The organism is Bacteroides sp. NSJ-39, from assembly GCF_014287315.1.
GTDB classification, from domain to species: domain Bacteria; phylum Bacteroidota; class Bacteroidia; order Bacteroidales; family Bacteroidaceae; genus Bacteroides; species Bacteroides finegoldii.
In genome coordinates this window covers 399,409-421,778 of the sequence record NZ_JACOOB010000002.1, presented here as the reverse complement: position 1 = coordinate 421,778, position 22,370 = coordinate 399,409, and the positions used below count along the sequence as shown (strand labels likewise).

Genomic DNA, 22,370 nt, shown 5'->3' with positions numbered 1-22,370 from the left:
TCTTACTTCTTTTTCTTAAAGATGAACAGTTCACTGAGTTTATCCAGTTTCTTGCGAAGTACCAGACCGACTCCGGTCTCCGTAATCTCGCCTTCGAGCACACTCTCATAGTTCTTATCGTAGAACAGACGGACATAGCGGGTTCCTGTCCTATCCAGACGGTATTCCAAAGAGATATTGTCGATGAATGACTCGGCATTATTCGTCGCATTCTCACCCGTAGATACCTTACCGCCAATAACGATCTGGAACCGGTTATTGAAGAGACGTTGCGAGTAACGGAAGCTGTAATCCGTACGCTTACCACCAGTATCTGAAAGATCATGATCTTCGATACCCACCGAGACACTTGCATTCTTCAAATTGCCCATCAACGAGTTAATCTGACTACTCAACACGGAATTCAAGGCAGACCCCATATTCAGCTTGCCTACTCCACCACCTCCACCGCCAATCGGTCCGGTACCGAGATAGGTTTTCATCACCATGATATAAAGCGCCTGCTTGCCACGTTCTTCCGCCCCCATAGCTGTAAGTTCATTTTGTATGGTCGCGTCTTCGGGAGCCGACACATCAAATGCAAACGAAAGATTATCCAACCGGTTCTTGATTACAATGGAAACATCGAAATTAACCGTACGTGTTCCACCATTCTCTCCTTCGGATACGGAAGCGCGGATACGGTCGGTCGCCTTAAAGTTCAACATCGGGTCCATCGGATTGCCTGTCCATTCTACGTAACTGCCGTTATCTATGGCAAACTCTTTGGCTGCAATCACCGGCAAAGCATATTTCATCAAACCACCGCTCAAGGTATAACGTCCTGTCAGGGTCAAGTCACCCTGCGGAGTATATTTCATGGAAAGGTCACCTCCCCCTTCCAGTTCGATACGATTGTCATTGCTCGCATCCAAATCTACTTTCAAACGGACGGAAGGATCAATATGAACCATCATAACCATGTCCAGACCGCCTAAAGAAACTGTCGGCACTTCCTGACGGACAACTGTAGTAGTATCGCTAAACGAAGTAAAAGTGACCAAACTACCCAGACGATCCTGTACTGTCAACGGTGAGTCTGTCAGTATATACGAAACATCTGTATTACCCAGCAGACTGATGTTTCCCCGCATATTCAATCCATCCAAAGGTCCCTTTACTGTTGCACGGAAATCGGCAAATACCTTTCCATAAACCAAACTTTCACGGGTACGCTTAGCATCCAGAAGCGTATAATTCTGCGCAAGCATATTCAGATTTGCCATCGGACGACTCATATCGCGGAAATCTACATAGCCATCAATCGTAAACGGATTTTTCGATGTAGTGTAAATTGCGAATTTATCAAATAACAGACGGTTATTATTTATCTGCACCGGACGATTATCGAACATAAAACGAGCACCATACTGTCGGGAAAGAACAGCTACACTATCCAATGACAGTTCTCCGTTAATCAGAGGTTGTTCGGTACTGCCCGTTATTTTCAGATTACCATCCAAATCGCCCGATAAAGTGACCATCTGATCGGGAACAAACACATTAGCTACCCGAAGCGGGAAATGATCCAGCTCCGTATTCACCTCCAAGCTGTCTTTCCCCGTCCCGGTAGGTATCAACTTACCATCCGCCAGCAATACTTCCACTTGGTCGTGATTCAAGTACGCATTCAGATACTGTTTTCCCTGCTCGCCCGGTAGCCATGTAGCCCCCAGCGTAACATCTCCAATACGTTGCCGTTCGTATGTTAACTCATCGATAGACAACTCCGCAGACAGTTGAAGGTCCTTTTCCGTCTGTACATAATGAGCTTCCGCAGAGAACAGTCCGGTTATCTCCGGGAAATAGGGAAGTACACTGCTAAGCTCCGCCAAACGAATTCTCCGGATTTCAACATCGATATTCTGTAAAGACACGGTATCTCCCGGAACGGAATGAATACGGAAACCCATCCCTTCATCATCCCACATATCCACATTGGCATATACACGCATATTCTTGTGCAGATAGATCCAGTTATGCTTCTCATTGAAATGGAATTTCTGGAAAGCGATAATCGGGTTTTCCGGGATTAAGGTAAAAGCAATACCGTTGCCTTTTCCGTGTCCTTCAAATAAAGGACGGGCGTTGACACCCAACAGTACGCCTGTTTCTCCTTTTTCGTTTTTATAATCGACCAGCAACTCCGCATCCCGGTCACGAATTTCTCCCGTAATAGCAGTCGAGAAAGAGAACTGCGGATTCTTCGGTCCGTTAATCACTCCGGCACGCAGCTTCATGGAGGTAGTATCTTGCTTGACAGTAAAGAATATGGTATCCAGTTGCAAAGTATCGACCTTCAATGTATGAATGGCAGCCTTACCATTAATACCCCAGTCCGGAGCGGTTCCAAACTTCATGGATGCATCCTGATAGGATATGTTCTGAGTAGCCAGGAAATAGGCTAACGGATTCTCTTTACCTGCTGAGAAAGAGAGTATAGCAGTGGGCAAGGCTTCACGCAATTCGGCATGGTCCAATGCTTTTTCATCAATTTGTCTCATCAGCACATCCACAAAATGAGTAGACTGCCGAATCAACGGTTCCACCCCGGAACGTGCACTCAAGTTGAGTTTCATATCTCCGGACACCAAATGGGTAAACACCCGATTCTGGCGGGCTTCCGCAGAAAAGTTAAAAGCAAGCGGATGTTTCATCGGCTGCGGCATTAATCCCAACTCATGCAAATCCAATTGAGTGACATCCATTGTCACTTTTCCATCGGGATAACTGTGTGCCAAGTTATATTCGGCCTCAGTCGTCATCTTCAGCAAAGCATTGTCACTGGTCAGACGGGCTGTTACCAATGCCCCTTTCAAAGCTCCAGTCAAATCAACATTCGAGAGATGATATTGGGCATAATGAAGCTGATCTAACGACAGATTCAATTTGGCAAAAGAACGATAGGACGTCACATCCAGTCCTCGCCCTTCAGCGTCAGCCGAAAGTGAAAGTTCATAAATTGAATCTTTCGGTAGGAAATTATGCAGTTGAAGGTTGTTTATTTTTAAGTCTGCCTTGTAGACCTCGGTGAGCGTATTCAATGCCGCGTCCATATCTATAGTACCCTCTCTTTCTCTCAGTTTCAAATTGGCCTTATATGCAGGACCGTTTATATCAACCTTCGCAGCCATGTCCATACTATCGGGAATTACAATAGTCCCATTGGGAGCCTCACCGGACAAAGCAGTCAGGAAGTTCAGATTCTGGGTAGTCATCTTCAACCCGACCGTTCCCGAGCGCGTGATACTGTCCGCCAGATTTTCAAGAAGCCCACCACCCTCTAAAGAAAATGCTCCCGGCAAATCTACCGTAAAGCGCGAAATCTGCATCTCTTTCAGATTACCGTCCGTACCCGCACGAATAACAAGAGGACGGAAAGGATAGGCTTCTTTGAAACTATCCGGCAGCCCACCCGTAAACAGCATAACATCCTCTTTACCGATGTATGCGTTGAGATTGGCGGACAAACGTCCCGTAGTAGGGATGTTGACAAGTTCCCAATACGTATGGGCAGACAAATCAATTTCAGAATGAGGAGTCTGCAGCTTTAAGCCCGGAACACAAATAATTGAATCATTAGAATAAACCCTGCCCGCCAACGAGGTAATGCTCAGTCCCGAACGTTCATTCATTGAAAATTCACGGAGCACGGCATTCATATTCCTACCTTTATATAATAAGGAGTCCAAACCGATCCGGATATCACGGACCGCAATATGAGAAGCATCGAAGCCTTCGACCGGTTTAGCAGCTCCGGTATCATAATTGGCAGAGCCTCCCGACAACAGGAATTGTTTCAAGCTATAAAACTGATTCTTCAGATCCGCTTGCGCATCATTTACAGACGCTTCGCCGATGTAGGCTGCCATACGCATGGAATCAGCCGGAAGCTGCATACTGAATGACACATTTCCCAAATTCAACTGATGAAGGTCTACTTTCCAATTGACAGGAGCGGAAGCGGTCGTGTCTTTAGGAGCGGTCGTGGTGTCGTTCATTACCAATTGGACATGGGTGTCTGATAAATCGACCTGATTAATAATCGCTATTTCATTGGATAAATCCACCCCATGACTCTGCAGAAAGAAACGTCCCAAGACACCTTTTATCTTCATTCCCTCTATCAGACCTGCGGAATTGACTGCAACCTGATTTAGTGTAACTTCATCGACTTCTACTTTTCCTTTGATAAGTGGCCACGCCTGCACCCGCACATTCAAGCTCTCTAAAGACAACAAAGTATCCGGCTGTTGAATGACTTCTACACCACGAACTAACAGATTGAGCGGAAAACGAAGGTCAATCCGTTCCACCTGAATCTGCATACCGGTTGCTTCAGAAGCGTATGCAGTTACTTCCCGGCGTAAAAGATTTTGTACGGGAGGAATATAAAGTAATACCATCAGTATTACAAAGAGTATTATTGGAGTAAGCAATATCCAGCTTACCCATCGTATCCATTTTCGTTTCATACAAAGCGTGTCAGTGTAAATTGAAGACACAAAGTAAACAAATTATTTTGAGAAAAGGTTTGGATAACGATAAGAAAGATACTCTTTTGCCTCACTAATTATATGCGGAACCGTTGCCAGCACTGTAAGTGTTGTTTGCTTTATCTCGTCAACGAACATCTCTCCACGACAACTTTCCAAATATTTTAAAGGAGCAATTGTTTCGGATGCACCAATCAGTGTGAAAAGCGGAAGAAGTTTATGAGCCATAGCAGCTATCGCGTCCGTATCTTCATTGTCTAAGGCTTGTTGCATCCGGTCAACATTTTTCCCTGTCTCTTCGATGAAAGTCTCAATAATGGAACACGCCGCCTCCGGGTCGTCCTCCGAATAGGCTGTCAATGCGGAGAAATTCATCAATCCGCTCCCCATATCTTCTGTGATATGCGCCTCATCCGCAACCAATTGTCCTTCATTGATCGTCTGCAACAATTCCTTTACCGTAAATGGTTTATGCAGACATCCGGCAAATCCATGTTCGTACAACGCAGCCTTATCCATCTCACTACGGGCAGTAACAGCAATCACGGGGATCGTTTTTGCCTGCGGAATATTGGAAGCGCGAAGTAGTTTCACCAAATCAAAACCATTGACGGCCGGCATTTGTATATCGGTCAGTAATACATCAAAAACAGAAGCGCGAAGTTGTTCTATAAGTTCCTCCAATTGCTCGCAACAAACAGCATCAATGCCGTGCTGTTTCAGCATAGCTGCCGTCAAGCTGAGTTGGATTTTATCGTCATCAATCAAAAGAACACGGATCACCTTCATCGGAAGAATGGTAGCTGGCTCTTGGATAGATTCCCCTTTATCACTTTCCGAAAGTTCACCCTCCGTTACCGATTTCCCCACCGGATAAAGAGGAAGAGTCACCGTAAAGCAACTTCCTTCTCCCGGTGTGCTTTGCACATCAATTTCTCCTTCGAGTAAAGTTACCAGTTTCTTCACGATGGACAATCCGAGCCCGAACCCCTCTTCACCTTGTGCACCGGACAAACGGGTAAACTCCTGAAAGATGCGTTCCCGGTCTGACGGAGCCATCCCTTTTCCGGTATCTGCGATGGCTATTGTCAACTTTGAAGAGTCGTATGTAGCCGTCAATATTATCTTACCTTTTTGAGTGAACTTAACGGCATTGGATAAAAGGTTGTTCACAATCTGACGGAGACGCAAAGGGTCACTAATAAATCTCCCATTCAAATCGGAAGCGACATTACTTTGTAAAGTCAATCCTTTGGCGGCAGTCAAAGGCTCAAAACTAATATAAATTTCATCAAATAGCTGCGAAGGATTAAAGGTGACGCGATTCACCTCCGCTTTATTAAGGTCGAGCCGATGAAAATCGAGCAGGTCACTGACTAACTTCAAGAGATGTTCCGAAGAACTCTTCATATTTTCAAGATAGAAACGCTGCCGTTCATCCCGAGTCAACCGGGATAGCAGTTCGGTATACCCCATAATAGAGCCTAACGGTGCTTTAAAGTCATGAGTAATGGCAAGCATTAACTTTTCACGGGCGACAAGCAAATCCTCCGCCCGCTTGTTGGCTTCCTCCAGTTGTCGACGATAGCGGTTGCTCCGAGATATATCGCGTATGATCAATATCAAGAAAAAGGCAGACAAAAACACCGCCCCAATAGCGATTCCCGAAATAGTACGTGCCGAACGCATCCTTACTGCTTGTTGCTGCTCCGCATCCTGGAGTGCACGCTGAGTCATTTCTTCCTCATACCCCTTTATCAAGCTATCCATTCTTGCAGTCAACTGTGTATTCATCCGCTGATACTTCGTACTGGTACGCCGGATGGTCTTTTTCCGTTGCAAACGTTTTTCCTCCGTAGCCATACGGATTTTTTGCTGTAAGGAATCCTTAGAAGTGGCAGGTTCCAGAATCGTATCCGTAGCTACCTCCAAAGAAGTGTTGACAAGTACGGCACTATCCTGTTTGGAAGGGACAAATACTTCCGCTAACCTCTTGAAGAAACCTTTCTTCTTCGGAGCAGTCAGCAGAGAATCGCGTTTGGTTATGACACGATGTTGTACCCGTTGGTGGGTAATGACGGAATCCTGTTCGGAAATAATTTCCTTAATCTCCGATGCAGAAAGAAGGCTATCGTTCGCTTCGCTCAACACTCGTAACATTTGAATTGTATTCCGGTCTTTCTCATGGAGAAGGGCCAACAAGCTATCCGTACGCAAATTCTGCTGGTTGTCCGCAGCCGATAACGCTTCCATCTCACGATGCACAAACACCAACGAGAAAAGAAGAATAGCCAGTAGCAAAGTGTAACCAATGGTTATTTTGAGTTTTGTAGAACGGTAGGAAGCCATAGGAACAACGAATTACAAGTTATTGTCGGAGGGCAAGCTGTTTCGTCATGTAGTGGAAACGCCACCAAAGCATCAGCCCTGCACTTGTCAGTCCAAAAGGGAACGCCATCCATACGCCTACAACACCCCATCTCATCACGAAACCGCAAAAATAGCCTACGGGCAACGAGATAATGAAATAAGCGATAAAAGCGATGACCATCATCAGTTTTACGTCTGCAATTCCACGCAAAGCGTTGGCAAAAGTGATCTGCAAGCCATCGCCAAACTGGTAGACAAGGAAAGGAAATATTAACGAAGTAACCATAGCGGCAACTTCAGAACTGTCAGTAAACCAACCTCCCAGATAATTCCGACAAAGAAAAACAATGAAAGACAACACGACACCCAATGCCATCATCAGATGGAAACCGGCATAGGCGGAACGACGCACATTCACCATATCATCCTGACCATTGAAGTTACTGACCCGGACAGCAACGGCAGCTCCCATCCCGTAGTACATCATAAAAGTAAATTGTGAAATTGCCAACATGACTTGATGGGAAGCTAACGCAATCGTCCCCAACCAGCCAATCATGATGGCACTCAGACTGAAGGAAGCCGTCTCCATTCCCATCTGAAAGGCAACCGGCCATCCTAATCCGTTCAAACGGCTGAAAACAACACGCGACCATCCCAAACGGAAAAAGCCGACCTTATAACGAATGAAGCGCGGACTACGCATAAAGATGATTACAAAGACAACGACCATCACTATACGTGAAAACAGAGTACTGATACCTGCTCCCAACAATCCCAATTCAGGAAAGCCGAACTTTCCATAAATCAGAATATAGTTTCCGATGATGTTCAATACATTTCCGCCAAGCAAGATCCACATGGCTGTTTTAGTATCTGTAATTCCATCCGTAAATTGCTTGAAGCCATTGAAAAGCATAACAAACACCAAAGAAGCAAGTAAAACCAGATAATAAGGTTTAATCAGAGGAATCAATTCCTCCGGTTGACCAAGACGCTCTATATTCAGGAATAACAGCGTCATACATATAGTCAGCAGAAGCGCAACCATCAGATTGGCCAGCAAACTATTGCGCAATGCCTGTCCGGCAGGGGCAAATTGGTGAGTTCCATACAGCCCTCCCACGATAGGTGTCAACCCGTACGAGAATCCCGTACTGAAAATAATAGCCAGATTAAACACATTATTCACGAAAGAAGCTGCGCCCAACTCTACCGTACTATGGTGACCGATCATCAACGTATCTGCGAATCCAAGTATGATCACTCCTATCTGTCCGATGACAATAGGAAGTCCAAGACAGAATAATGCCTTGTAATGCTCTCTGTATGTTCTATAAATATTTCTCATTTACTTTTATAATAGAGTATAACCCCGTTCTCCCGCCGGAAAGCCGATTGGGCTACAGCCTGCAACTGTCCCGCAGTGACGGAACGATAACGTTCCACCTCCCGCTCCATGCTTTCCGCCCGTCCGAGCAGTTCGAACCAGGCAAGATTAGTCGCTACATTCAAATAATTAATATTACCGAATATCTGAGTAGACTCAAATTTGTTCTTTACTTTTTCCAACTCCTGCTCACTGACAAGTTCCTGTTGTAGGCGATCCAATTCTTCCCAAACGGCAGCTTCCGCCTGTTCCAGTGCCACGCCTGCCGACGGCTTTCCGGCAATATGGAACAAACCCGCATCTACACTGCCGGATATATAAGCGTCAATACTTGAGAATAACTGCCTTTCTTGTACGAGACGCTGGTTCAGGCGGCTGGAACGCCCGTTGCTTAATATATCCGAAAGGATATCAAAGGCATAGTAATCAGGGTGATGATGGTCACACATATGATATCCCATGAACAACGCATCAAGAGGAACATTCCGCTCTACCGTTAATCGTCGTTCTTCCGTCTGTTCCGGTTCCTGCGGCAAGTTCCGTTGAGGAACCTCCCGACGGGGAATAGGGCCGAACCATTTCTCTGTCAGTGTCACTGCCTCCTCGAAAGAGATGTTGCCGGTGACAGCCAGTATCGCATTATTCGGAGCATAAAATCGGAAAAAGAATGCTTTCACCTCCTCCAACGTTGCATTGGCGATATGCGACAGTTCCTTACCGATGGTAGGCCATTGGTAAGGGTGCGACCGGTAAGCCAATGGCCTCAGGAGATGTCCTACATCTCCATAAGGCTGATTCAGGCAACGCTGCTTAAACTCTTCCATTACCACTCCCCGTTGCACTTCCAGACTCCGTTCGCTGAAATCGAGGCTCAGCATACGATCTGACTCCAGCCAAAAGCCGGTTTCCACATTCTGGCGGGGAACAGTGAGGTAATAGTTGGTAATATCATTATTCGTCCAGGCATTATTCTCCCCACCCGCCAATTGGAGCGGCATATCATAATCGGGAATGTTGACCGAGCCGCCGAACATCAAATGTTCAAACAAATGCGCGAAACCGGTATGTTCGGGATGCTCATCACGAGCTCCCACCTTATATAATATATTAAGGGCTACCATCTGCGTACTTTCATCCTGCGAATGCACCAGACGCAATCCATTGCCAAGAATATGCCTGTTGATTTTCATATCATTTAGTCAAGTATGGTCGCTTTTATTATCTTCACATCTTCTTCAGGACGGTCGCTACGGTCGGTTTTTACCTGCTGGATTTTGTCTACTACATCCATCCCTTCCACTACTTCGCCGAATACGGTATACTCACCATCCAGATGCGGGGTACCGCCTACCGTAGTATATGCTTCAATCTGCTCCGGAGTGAAATGAAATTCCGGTTGCTTGGCAGCTATCTCCTGTGCTTCTGCAAACAGTTTTTCCTGCAAGTCATAAAGCCCGTTTTCATCGTTTGCTTTCCGCATCTTATAAATTTCTTTCATGTGCTTCTGCGCCAATGTATTGAAAATAACATTAATCTTATTCTCATTCATCTGGCTCTCCATACTTAACAACGTAGAATCATTGTAAACTTTTCCTGTCACGATATAGAACTGACAGCCGGAAGACTCTTTCTTCGGGTTCACATTATCTCCTTGACGGGCCGCCGAAAGAGCGCCTTTCTTATGGAAGAATTTCGGATATACAAATTCTGCCGGAATGGTGTAACCTACATCACCGGCACCCAACATCTTGCCCTTCGGAGCATTCTTCGAATCCGGGTCACCCGCCTGAATCATAAAATCTTTGATAACGCGGTGAAACAGTGTACCTTCATACATTCCGTCTTTCACCAATTTAATAAAATTATCACGATGTTTGGGAGTCTCATTATACAACTTCACTTTGATGTCTCCCGCAGTTGTCTCAATCTTTACCAATGTTTCTTTATCCATGTCTTCTCCTTTTTTAGTTCCGGTCTTGCAAGCAATAAGTCCGCAAAACGATATGGTTAATAATATCAATACAATCTTTTTCATAACGCTTTTATTTAATTTAAGTTTGCAAATATACCACTTTCGCCTAAATCCTCTTACCTTTGTGACTTAAAAGAATCAAAACCTGACATGATGAGATCCATATTGATCGTTGAAGATGATATAACTTTTGGAATGATGCTCAAAACCTGGCTAGGCAAAAAAGGATTTGAAGTATCATCAGTAAGTACCATTGCACGTGCCCGGAAGCATATCGAAAGCCAAACTGTAGATTTGATATTATCAGATCTGCGGTTGCCCGATCATGAAGGCATCGATTTACTGAAATGGATGAATGAACAGGGAAAAGCCATTCCTCTGATCATTATGACCGGTTATGCGGATATCCAGTCCGCTGTACTGGCAATGAAACTCGGAGCACGAGATTATATTGCCAAACCCGTGAATCCGGGAGAATTACTGAAGAAGATATCTGAAGCTTTACAAGATTCTCCATCACAAGTTTTCTCATCGCAAGCTACTTCAAAAGTTACAAACGAAGGGCAGCACTCTTATCTGGAAGGAGAGAGTGACGCCGCCAAACAACTTTATAATTATGTAGGTCTGGTAGCTCCGACCAATATGTCCGTTCTTATCAATGGTTCGAGCGGAACAGGAAAGGAATATGTAGCACACCGCATCCACCAACTCAGCAAGCGGAACAATAAACCGTTCATTGCCGTAGATTGCGGTTCCATCCCCAAAGAATTGGCAGCTTCCGAATTTTTCGGTCATGTGAAAGGCTCCTTTACAGGAGCGTTGACGGACAAGACAGGCGCTTTCGTCGCAGCCAACGGCGGTACTATCTTTTTAGATGAAATCGGAAATCTCAGTTATGAAGTACAGATACAATTGCTCCGTGCTTTGCAAGAGAGAAAGATACGTCCGGTCGGCTCTACACAGGAAATTTCGGTAGATATTCGTTTGATATCCGCAACGAACGAGAATCTGGAGCAAGCCATCGAAAAGGGGACATTCCGTGAGGACCTCTATCATCGTATCAACGAATTTACCCTACGAATGCCTGACTTGAAAGAGCGGAAAGAGGATATTTTGCTTTTTGCCAACTTCTTCCTCGACCAGGCAAACAAAGAGCTGGATAAACATCTGATCGGTTTTGATACAAAAGCATCACAAGCTTTAATGAATTATCATTGGCCGGGAAATTTGCGCCAAATGAAGAACATAGTCAAAAGAGCGACTTTATTGGCACAAAGCAGTTTCATCACTTTATTGGAATTGGGAACCGAGCTCTTAGAAACTCCTGCATCCAGCAATACAAGCATAGCATTACGCAATGAAGAGACTGAAAAAGAGCATATTTTGGAGGCACTACGCCAAACAGGAAACAATAAGAGCAAAGCAGCGCAATTACTGAATATTGATCGGAAGACTTTATATAATAAATTGAAATTATATAATATTGATTTGTAACAAGTTACGTTCTTGCATTTTCTCAAGTATTCTCATCACGGTGAGAAATGATTCCTTTTTGTAGTGCTCGTGCTCGAACTTATCTTTAACCGAATCTATCGCATTACCAGATATTATTAATTTTAATGCATATTCCATAGAATAAAATGACCCCCATGAATAAAAAAACATTATTACCCCTTGTATTTGTGCCACTCGCAGCAACCAATCTGCAAGCACAAAGCAATATGCAAATAGAACACGCGGACAAACGTCCAAATATCATTCTCTTTATGGTAGACGATATGGGATGGCAGGATACTTCACTCCCATTCTGGACACAGAAGACACACTATAACGAATTGTACGAGACTCCCAATATGGAGCGGTTAGCCAAACAGGGAATGATGTTTACCCAAGCATATGCAAGCAGTATCAGTTCTCCTTCCAGATGTAGCCTCATCACCGGAACCAACGCCGCACGTCACCGAGTAACTAACTGGACGCTGCAAAAGAATACAATGACAGACCGTAAAGATAGCATTCTGGCAGTCCCTGACTGGAATTACAATGGAGTAAGTCAAGTGTCCGGCACCAATCATACTTTCGTAGGAACCTCCTTCGTGCAACTGCTAAAGAACAGCGGTTATCATACTATACATTGTGGAAAAGCCCATTTCGGAGCGATAGATACTCCAGGAGAAGATCCGCATCATTGGGGATTCGAGGTAAATATTGCCGGACATGCGGCCGGTGGACTTGCCAGTTACCTGGGAGAAGAGAACTACGGACATACCAAAGATGGGAAAGCGGTATCACTGATGTCTGTTCCCGGATTAGAGAAATATTGGGGAACGGAAACTTTTGTAACCGAAGCGTTGACTTTGGAAGCCATTAAAGCACTGGACAAAGCGAAAAAGTATAATCAGCCTTTCTATTTGTATATGTCGCAATATGCCATCCACATTCCTTTGAACAAAGATATGCGCTTCTATGAGAAGTACAAGAAAAAAGGAATGACAGACCATGAAGCTGCTTATGCCACACTGATTGAAGGAATGGATAAAAGTTTAGGTGATTTAATGAACTGGCTAGAAAAGAATGGAGAAGCCAACAACACTATTATCATTTTTATGAGTGATAACGGAGGACTTGCATCCGAATCCGGATGGCGTGACGGCAAGCTGCATACACAGAATTATCCATTGAACAGTGGTAAAGGTTCTACTTATGAAGGCGGTATCCGCGAACCGATGATTGTCAGTTGGCCGGGAGTAGTAGCTCCGGGAAGCAAATGCAACAACTACTTGTTGATAGAAGACTTCTACCCTACTATTCTTGAAATGGCAGGTGTCAAGAACTACCAGACAGTTCAACCGATAGACGGTATCAGTTTCATCCCTCTGCTGAAACAGACAGGCAACCCAGCTAAGGGTCGGAGTCTTTTCTGGAATATGCCTAACAACTGGGGAAATGATGGTCCCGGAATCAACTTTAATTGTGCCGTTCGAAACGGTGACTGGAAATTGATTTATTACTATGGAACAGGAAAGAAAGAGTTATTCAACATACCTGATGATATAGGAGAAAGCAACAACCTTAGTGCACAGCATCCGGACATCGTGAAGAAACTTTCTAAAGAGCTGGGCAACTTTCTAAGAAAAGTAGATGCACAACGGCCGACTTTCAAAGCGACAGGTAAACCTTGTCCCTGGCCGGATGAAATCAAGTAGATAGATTACCTAAATAAAAGAATGGTAGCGGAGAGTGTGGAATAATTCCACACTCCCCGCCACAGTTTCCACACGCCCCACACATACTTCCCCACTATCCTAATTGGCATCATCTTCCTCATTCCCTTATTTATCAATCACTTATCATACATTCTCTAATTTTGGCACGCGCTTTGCTCTTTAATTAGACGTTAGCGAAAAAGCAATAACCAATTCCTTAACACAAGAGAGAGAATTGAAAATATATGTCTAATTATCATTAAAGCAAACGATTATGAAAAAATTAGTATTAGTAGTAGCAATGTTTATGTTTGTTTGTGGTGGTTCATTCCTTGTAAAGGCTCAGAGTTCTGCAGAAGCTGTGACAGCCCCGACAGAAATCAATGCAACAGTTGTCAATGATACAGTAGTAAAAGATACTGTAACTAAAGAAGACGCGCCCGCAAAGGCATCACTGGTTGCACTTGCCGCCAATGTCAATGATACGGTTGTCACAGACACTACATCAAAAGACAAACCGGCTGAGCCTGTCAAGGAATAACCTTGCCAACAACATGCAGGACATAGTCTGCCGAAGAATAGTAAGCACACTACAAAAAAAAGCCATCCTTACTTTCGTCTATTCCGGGGATGGCTTTTTTATATTATCCTATCTTCTTACAATTATTCTGTAGGAGTACTTGTTTCCAATATCGGATCTGTTTTCCAACTTGAAACTATATTTGCCGCCTCTGCTTCGAAGCTCTTTCCTGCCAAGGACACAAATGTCTTGGTATTACCATTTCCATTATTGAATAACCAATTAGCTACCATTCCATCCTTATCCTCACTCAACAACTTGCCGCTCTGCTCGGAGATCTGTTGCTCCGACAAGGCTTTTGTCCAAATACGGGCATAACTGATAGCTCCGTTCAACCGACGTTTACCATCAGACTGGCCGATGTAGAAATCAGAAGTAAGATTGATCTCTTTCAAATCATCCGGCGTACCGTTTGATAATTGAAGCGTTTCTCTGACACCATTTACATACAATGCAATCCGTTCGCTTCCGCTCTTACTATTATCCAATACCACAGCCACATCATACCACTTATTGGTTTCTATCTTAGTAGAGCCCTCATAGCGAATACTACCTTTATCATCTGCAGCAAGCTGAAGGAAACGTTCTTCATCATTGCTTCCTCCCTTATGCACGTCGACACGCAGCAAGAATTTCTTCTCTATACCCATCACCGTATTAATCCGGGCATTTCCATTGTCATTGCCATTCAACGACTCAATATTGAAACGAGCCTCAAATGTGATCGTACTCAAATTCTTTAGCGATTCATCTACCGTACCATTATATTCAAACGGTACTTTAAAGTAATTACCGCTACCCAGGTTCGCTACTTTATCTGCCTGCACCACCGTAACAGTGAGACTTAATTCCTGTTCCGCTTCGTCTCTGACAACCACAGTGGTAATACCTGCCTTTTTACCTATTAAATTGAAATGAGTGTCATCCACCTGCTGAATAGCTACAACTTCTTCATTCTCCGCTGTCAGACTATAACCTCCGTTTCCTTTCTCTACCGTAATCATGATCTTATTATTGACTCCAACTCTCGGCGTTAAATTAGAAACATCGATAGAGATCGGATTTACCGTCACCTGAACCACTGCCTGTTTTCCTTTATGATCTGTAAAAATCACCGTTGTATGTCCGTTCTTCAAACCTGTCAAAGTATAGAAAGGACGGAATTGGTCGGTATTGACCAGGCTGACAATTGTCTCATCCTCCACTTCATAAGATAATTCATCATTACTGGAAAAATTTCCCATACTAACAATCAACTGCTTTTCATCAGCGACTTCCAATATTACCTCCGTCTGATTCACTTCCAGTTCAAATATACCTACATTCACAGAGATATTGGCAACCACTCCTTCTCCATCCATTACCTCAATGGTAGTGGCTCCATTCTGCGAACCACTTTTCACTGTTATCAATTCACCGGAAACCGTAGCCGTTGCAATAGCTGTGTTGAAACTTCTTACGGTATAGTTTCCGTTTCCAACCACTACATTCACTTTGGCTTCTTCATTCTGCCCGATACGTATTACCGGTTTGTTCACAATCAACTCTATCAAGTCTTGAGCTACCTCGTTATCATCATCGTCATCACAACCCGTAATAGCAAACGATAATACCGACAAAAGCAACAGACACATATATGTATAGATTCGTTTCATCTGATTTTCTTTTTAAAGTTATACATTCCTACCGGTTTACCATCCGGGATTTTGTTCAATGGTCGGTGTCTTCTGCAACTCACTCCGGCGAATCGGGAATAGATAATGCTGAATAGAGAAGGTACGCTCTTCCACGCAGAAACGTTCCATTCTATATTTCACACCGTCAACCGTAATCGCTCCATTCTCATCCTGCACCGGACGCATCCCGTTAATCATTCGCTGGCAACGGGGCAACGCACCGTTATTGGCAGCCCAATATTTTTGTGTACGTTTTGAGTTGTCGCTTCCGCTGGATTTCCAAAGGCTTTCTTTTGCCAACTCTTCCTTGCTTGTTGGTTCAAGATACAAACGGCATGTCCACGGACGTTTTCCTTCGTAAAAGAGTTCCACGCGACGTTCACGTTGAATATATTCACGCATCAACTGCCGATTGGTCTTTACTTCCGGCGGCATCGGTTTCATAAATGAACGTTCGCGAACAGTATTCACCAGTTTATAAGCCTCATCTATATCCTCTCCCAATTCATTACAAGCCTCTGCATAGATATAGATAAACTCAGGAAGACGCCAGATGGCAGGTGCGTTAATGCTGAAGTTACCGGATTTATTCCAGGATTCCTGTTGAAATTTACGCAGATAATAACCGGTAGTAGTCGCATTAGTAGCACCGATCTTATCGGAACCACTCGCTGTATTAATCGTTTTCGATTCGTTCTTATTGTTACGATAAGGAGCTCCGTGATAAATAATATCCCGATAGAAACGCGGGTCACGAGTACCTTTCACATACGGATTAGCATCGTCATAGCCACCTTTGCGGGCTTCTGCCGAATATACCGGATAGCCATAATCACCTACGATATATTCGTATTCATCCACTTGTTCCTGCACCGGTTGCTGGCGCGAACTTCCCTCACGGCTGGGCGGATAAATATCACCCTGCCATGCCTGATCCTTGCTCTTCGTCATAAAGAACACATACTCATTGGCAAAGGCATCCATATCATAAAACATATCCCACAAACGAGCATATACACGGCTGTCATTCAGATTACCGTCAGCCGGATCCTTGAAATCATTTGCACCATGTTTCGTATAGAGAGAATAACGCTTGGTTCCGCCGACTTCGAAATCCAGAACGGCTTTAGCCGCTTCTTTGGCTTTTCTCCAACGAGTAGCATCATAAGCGTACTCATTTTCGAATACACGGCGCAGGTTATATCCGTATTGAGAAGCACCATTCCACAACGGAGTAGCCGCCACCCAGCGGACAAAAGAGATCAGTCCCAAACAAGCTCCCTTGTCTACACGTCCAAAGTTTTCGGAGGTCTTCACATATTTGTTAGGCACCATGCCATAAGCTGTCTGCGCATCCGTTACTATCTTCTCTACCATCGAGTGAACAGATTCTTTCTTAAAGTCCATATTATCTCCGGCATTAATCACACGGTCAATATAAGGAGCCTCACCATACATACGCAACAACAGCATGTGGAAATAACCACGCATGAAATACATTTCACCGATACGGTTGCGAAGATCACCATCCTGCTGTGGGTTGTCGGGCGTATTATACTTCTGTACATTTTCTATAATCAGGTTCGCTTTACGGATTCCTTCATAAAGAGCTTCCCAATATTGCCCTACACTGCCGGGCAAAGAATTCGGATTCCAGGCACCGTTATTAAAGTTATTCGTAATGTTTCCTTCTACATTAGTTCCTTCACACTCATCCGTAATAGCACTGTTGCTGAAATGTTCGAAGAATACCAGCGGACGGTCTGCTTTTTTTGCAGCTGCGTATACATCGGAGACTAGTCCGTTCACCTTTTCGTAACGGGCAAAAACGTCCGCTTCCGTAATATTATCATCATCGTCCCGGTCCAGGTAATCACTACACGAAGTGAAGAACAACGGCAGGACACATAAAGCAATTGCTGAAAATCTATATAACTTTTTCATATTTCTATCTTGTTTAGAATGTTATATCAATACCAAAATTGAATACCTTTTGAATAGGATACCATGAAGCTCCGTCTCCTGACTTCGTCTCCGGATCTATATCCACATCACCCAGTTTATCAAAAGTCAACAGATTCAAACCTTGTACATAGATACGTGCCTGTTGCACATGGATTTTACGTAATAATTGGGGCGATACATTGTAACCAATTTCCACATTCTTCAGACGCAGGTAGGAAGCATCATACAAAAACAAACTGCTGTTTCCATTCTTGTTGTTATCATGTGTTCCATAATGCAATGCCGGATATTTGGCAGTGGCAGCCGTCTCCGGTGTCCATCGGTCGAGATGCATTTTCTTCACACGTCCGATTTTATCCTGTTCAAACTGCGGGAAGTCAAATACGGCAGCCCCATTCAACAGAATAGAACTTTTGGTCGCTCCCTGCAATAACACACTAAAATCAAAGTTCTTATATTGGAAACCGAAAGGAATACCGAACATCAATTCCGGACTACGCGGATTTCCCATTGCCGTACGGTCTTCATCATCAATCACCCCGTTGCGGTCCAAATCTTTGTAGACAACATCCCCCGGAATCAATTGTCCCCAAGGCTGATAACCGATCTTGTTCAGACGATCGGCTTCTTCCTGATCGGCTGCAAAATGGTCGAACACATAGACGAAGTTTTCGTATAGACGTTTACCGGTTTCCTTGCGCCAAGAATTCTTGCGGGCAACTTCCGCTTTATATTCCAGACGGTTACGGGAGAAAGTCAGGTTCGGACGGATATAGTAACGGAAATCTTTCCCGATCTTATCGTTCCAACTCAATTCAATGTCCACACCGCGGTTGCTCACTTCACCCAGATTCTGCAAAGCAGCATCCTTACCTACAATGTCCGGATATCCCATGATACCGTCACCGTTCATATCGGTAATAATGTCAAAGCGATATTCGTAAAATGCGTCTACAGTCAATGCCAACCGTTGATTCAAGGTAGTAAAGTCGACACCGACATTCAGTTTACGAGCTTTTTCCCAAGTCAGATTCGCATTAGCCAGATTACCTTCGGAAGTTCCGCCTACATTCGTGCCGAAGTTATTACCGAAATCGTAACCGCTACCACCACCGTAGAAAGCCAGATAAGGGAAACGGCTACTGACATTGTCACTACCTACCAAACCATAGGAAGCTCTTACTTTCAGAAAGTCAATCCAAGAAGCCTTCTTCATAAAATCCTCTTCAGAAACTACCCAACCGACTGAAGCTGCGGGAAAGAATCCGTAACGTTTGCCCGGAGCAAAGTTTTCGGAACCATTGTAACCGAAGTTAAATTCCATCAGATACTTCTGATTGTAATAGTAAGCAAAACGTCCGGTAATGCCCTGACTATGATAGGCCAGTTCATTGTTGACAGTACGGTTGCCACGGTTTGCCAATAACATGGCTGTCAGTTCGTGACGGTCGTTGAACAAACGGTTGTAATCCAAACGTGCCTGTATATAAGTACGTCCGTCGGAAGCATTATGACTGAACCCGTTGCCGATAGTCTGGTCAATATCATATTTGTTACCCGTTTTGTAAGCACCCGTATAGTGTCCGCCTGCCATATAAACATCCGAACCTTCGATCGGCATAAACGTGGCATATTTCGGATATTCACGATAACCGTCTTTGTAAGTATCTAGTTTGCGGTTAATCCAGCGTCCTTCGGAAGCATCATAAGAGAACATCACTTCCGCTTTTAATCCTTTCATCAGGAATCCCATATCCAGGTTCATGGCAAAACTACCGTTCAGATAAGTGTTCTTTTCATTCAGATAACCGGTACGGCTCAATTCACCCAAGATGTTATAGCGATAGATATTATCTCCATAAAGCATTCCACGAGGATTCTGCTGAATATATTCCTCATTTTGAGGATGTGAGTTTTCCTCTACCAGGATAGGCAGATAAGGGGGCTGTGTAGCACAGATTGTCATCAGGCGACCGGCAGTCGTACCTGGCGCATTACGGTCGGTAATACGGGCACCCAAGTCTAGACGGGTACTCAAATAACGATTAATATTGATATCGATGTTCGAGCGGAAGTTGTAACGGGTGAACCTGGTTTGCGAGTCATATTCACCGGCATTCGAATATTTGTAGTTACCGCCTTGTGAGAAGTAATTGGCCAATACATAGTAACGTACCTTGTCCGTACCTCCACGAATGGAGAGGCTGACATCTTCCTGCAAGCCCGGTTTGAAGGCAAAATCATAATAATCCCAGTCATATCCCAAGCCATCGGAGTTATCCCCTTTGGCACGGCGGAAGTTATCAATAGCCTGTTGAGAGAAAAGGTTCAAGCTGCTGATATCAGCTCCCGTCATCTTGGCATCGTTCAGTCTGGCTTCATTATATAAAGTTGCATAATCGGCAGAACCTAAATATTCGGGGAAACCGATCGGCTGGTTAATACCGATAGAGGCTTTCAGGTTCACGGTTGCCTTTTCCGCTGCCTTACCACGTTTGGTAGTAATAACGATTACACCATTTGCACCACGGATACCATAAGCGGCAGTGGCCGAAGCATCTTTCAGGATAGTAAATGTTTCAATTTCATCCGGTGCGAGGTAACTCATGTCACGTTCAATTCCATCGACAATGACAATGGCACTCTGATTACCGTAAGTTGCTTTACCACGAATAAACAATTCACTTTGGTCAACTCCCGGCTCACCACCTGCATACTGGTTTACAATCAAACCCGGCAAACGTCCGGCAAGCGCATTGTTGATATTGGCAGTAGGACTCTGCGTCAAATCTTTCGTTGTGATGGTAGCTACAGAACCGATCATGGTTTCTTTACGTTGTTTGGTATAACCAACCACAACCACTTCCTGCAATGCTTTCGTATCTTCCTGCAATAAGACAGTCAGTTCTTTCTTCGCACCGGGAACAATCTCCTGCGGTTGGTAACCCAGATAAGAAAACACCAACGGAGCTTCCGCATAAGGCAGTTTCAATGTAAACTTACCATCCATATCCGTAATCGTACCTGCATTGGTCACTCCTTTCACGACAACAGACACACCGATCAACGGGTCATTTGTCGTCTTGTCCAATACCGTACCCGACACTGTTATTTTATTACTTTGTGTGGCCTGCACCTTTGCCATTCTTCCCGTTTGCGCCACACCCTGCAAAGGTATACCTGCAAGAAGAGTGCAAGAAACAGCCACCAGACAAATATTTCTTTTTATATGTATCATCTTTTTTTTTCGATTTTCTATGTGTAATAAATCAATCTTATTCCTCTGCTTTCTTACCGAAATCCGGTCCGACCCAGTTGGGCTTTTCAGTAGCCTTACCCTGCACCCAGTCTTCATAGCGGGCACGGATTTCAATCATGGTCGCTCCCGGAACTTCCGCATTCAGTTCTATCGTCAGCCGGTCTTTATTATCATTACGATTACCAAATTCCGGAGCTTTGGCCCAATCATATTCCCAAACGTAATATCCTTCGGGATGAGCCAACGTCCAAAGCACATCAGAACAGCTGCGCAATGCAGCGATAAACTTATTCTTGGTCTTTTCCGGATAAAGGCTGTTAGTCGGCTGTTTCACCATATCCAGGAAGTAACGGACAAATATTCCACGGAATAAAAGATTATCTCCCGAATTTCCTTCACCACTGAATACCGGATAGTTGGAATCCATTTTCTTATTCACTTGGTAAGAGCCGAAAGCAACCGCATTACGAAGATATTCCTCCTCACCGGTAGCATTGTACAATTCCAGGGCAGCCGCCATAAATGTTCCCTGATTATAAGACAAGGCTACTTTATCAGGATCTCCCGGTGTACCGTCATCTTTAATACTCAAATTATCATATACCTGTCCGGTGGAAATATCACACAGATAAGCCGTCATCCAGTTGTATACCTCTTTGGCGAAGTTCAGGTAATAAGCAGCCTGCTCTTCCCAACCGTCTTTAGCCTCCTTAACGGTAAGCTGATACAACTTCATAGCCAACAGGCAACCGGGACCATTAGAGCAAGACATACGCGAAGCCGGCGCATCCGTTTTCCATGCCATTCCTCCTGCCCCTTTGTAGTCATTCTTCGCTCCCTTGATATGATTCCACATCTTCATCAACGCACTGTAGTAATCCTGATCGCCAGTCAACTCGTATACCCGCAGGGAAGCTAGTGCCATCCATTCCATATCATCATAGAAGTTATTCCAAAAATCCTTGCCACCATAACCGCAATGCTCATTCCAGTCATCAAAAGCCGGCAGGAAAGGTTTCATGATGTTTTCATACAAATAAGTCTGATATTCGGGATTGTTCGCATGGCGGATATAAGCATCGGTGATAACATCCAATGCATGTCCCTGTGACCAACCACCGCTACCGCCTGTACTTGTTGGTTCTCCGGTTTCCGGTGTATTCGGTTTTTCCCAATAGATGCTTCCGCAAAAGGTATTCCGTCCACTGGCATTCTCATAGAAATATTTGATATATGTTCCTGTACTTTTGTCGGCTGCATCCGTCCAGTTCACATCCGACACATATTCGCCGGATGAGTTACCTTTGTAGATGTCTCCCAAATCGCCATCGTCACAAGCTGCGAATATTGCCAGTGCACCGCTTAACAGCAAAACTCTTTTTGATAATGATACTATATAGTTCTTCATATTATTATT

General features: G+C 44.3%; 12 protein-coding genes. 3 read left to right on the top strand and 9 right to left on the bottom strand.

From position 1 onward, the window contains the following. Window positions 1-2: 2 nt before the first annotated feature. Genes H8S63_RS04500 through H8S63_RS04480 form a run of 5 tightly spaced genes read right to left on the bottom strand, consistent with a single transcriptional unit; the run spans window position 3 to window position 10,330 of the window. The gene (locus tag H8S63_RS04500; RefSeq protein WP_186925837.1) at window positions 3-4,514 is read right to left on the bottom strand and encodes a translocation/assembly module TamB domain-containing protein; all 4,512 of its coding nucleotides are present in this window, start codon (window positions 4,512-4,514) and stop codon (window positions 3-5) included. Window positions 4,515-4,556: 42 nt separating this feature from the next. After that, entirely contained in the window at window positions 4,557-6,884 is a 2,328-nt protein-coding gene (locus tag H8S63_RS04495; protein ID WP_186925836.1) for a sensor histidine kinase, read from the bottom strand. Between the two features lie 19 nt (window positions 6,885-6,903). Then, entirely contained in the window at window positions 6,904-8,256 is a 1,353-nt protein-coding gene (locus H8S63_RS04490) for an MATE family efflux transporter (protein ID WP_186925835.1), read from the bottom strand. Next, a complete protein-coding gene (locus tag H8S63_RS04485; protein ID WP_186925834.1) occupies window positions 8,253-9,485 on the bottom strand; it encodes a pitrilysin family protein in 1,233 nt (410 codons plus the stop codon). Before H8S63_RS04485 ends, H8S63_RS04490 begins: the two co-directional genes overlap by 4 nt. 5 nt (window positions 9,486-9,490) lie before the next feature. Further along, window positions 9,491-10,330 carry a peptidylprolyl isomerase gene (locus H8S63_RS04480; protein WP_186925833.1) on the bottom strand — a complete coding sequence of 280 codons (840 nt, stop codon included), beginning with the start codon at window positions 10,328-10,330 and terminating at the stop codon, window positions 9,491-9,493. 87 nt (window positions 10,331-10,417) lie between these two features. On the opposite strand from H8S63_RS04480, the gene H8S63_RS04475 reads away from it, so the two are divergent. The 3 genes from H8S63_RS04475 (at window position 10,418) to H8S63_RS04465 (ending at window position 14,014) form a co-directional block, all read left to right on the top strand. Beyond that, window positions 10,418-11,761 carry a sigma-54 dependent transcriptional regulator gene (locus tag H8S63_RS04475; protein WP_186925832.1) on the top strand — a complete coding sequence of 448 codons (1,344 nt, stop codon included), beginning with the start codon at window positions 10,418-10,420 and terminating at the stop codon, window positions 11,759-11,761. 155 nt (window positions 11,762-11,916) lie between these two features. Continuing rightward, window positions 11,917-13,473: a sulfatase gene (locus H8S63_RS04470; RefSeq protein ID WP_186925831.1), complete on the top strand. Its 1,557-nt coding sequence runs from the start codon at window positions 11,917-11,919 to the stop codon at window positions 13,471-13,473. Between the two features lie 274 nt (window positions 13,474-13,747). After that, a complete protein-coding gene (locus H8S63_RS04465) occupies window positions 13,748-14,014 on the top strand; it encodes a hypothetical protein (protein ID WP_004299920.1) in 267 nt (88 codons plus the stop codon). 122 nt (window positions 14,015-14,136) lie between these two features. On the opposite strand, the gene H8S63_RS04460 is transcribed toward H8S63_RS04465, so the two are convergent. Genes H8S63_RS04460 through H8S63_RS04445 form a run of 4 tightly spaced genes read right to left on the bottom strand, consistent with a single transcriptional unit; the run spans window position 14,137 to window position 22,361 of the window. Further along, complete coding sequence (locus tag H8S63_RS04460; RefSeq protein WP_186925830.1) at window positions 14,137-15,708, bottom strand: LamG domain-containing protein; 1,572 nt, start codon at window positions 15,706-15,708, stop codon at window positions 14,137-14,139. Window positions 15,709-15,744: 36 nt separating this feature from the next. Continuing rightward, entirely contained in the window at window positions 15,745-17,673 is a 1,929-nt protein-coding gene (locus H8S63_RS04455) for a RagB/SusD family nutrient uptake outer membrane protein (protein ID WP_186925829.1), read from the bottom strand. 13 nt (window positions 17,674-17,686) lie between these two features. Then, window positions 17,687-20,932, bottom strand: a complete 3,246-nt coding sequence (locus tag H8S63_RS04450; RefSeq protein ID WP_186925828.1) for a TonB-dependent receptor — start codon at window positions 20,930-20,932, stop codon at window positions 17,687-17,689. A gap of 37 nt (window positions 20,933-20,969) precedes the next feature. Then, window positions 20,970-22,361: a glycoside hydrolase family 76 protein gene (locus H8S63_RS04445; protein WP_186925827.1), complete on the bottom strand. Its 1,392-nt coding sequence runs from the start codon at window positions 22,359-22,361 to the stop codon at window positions 20,970-20,972. Window positions 22,362-22,370: the final 9 nt, after the last annotated feature.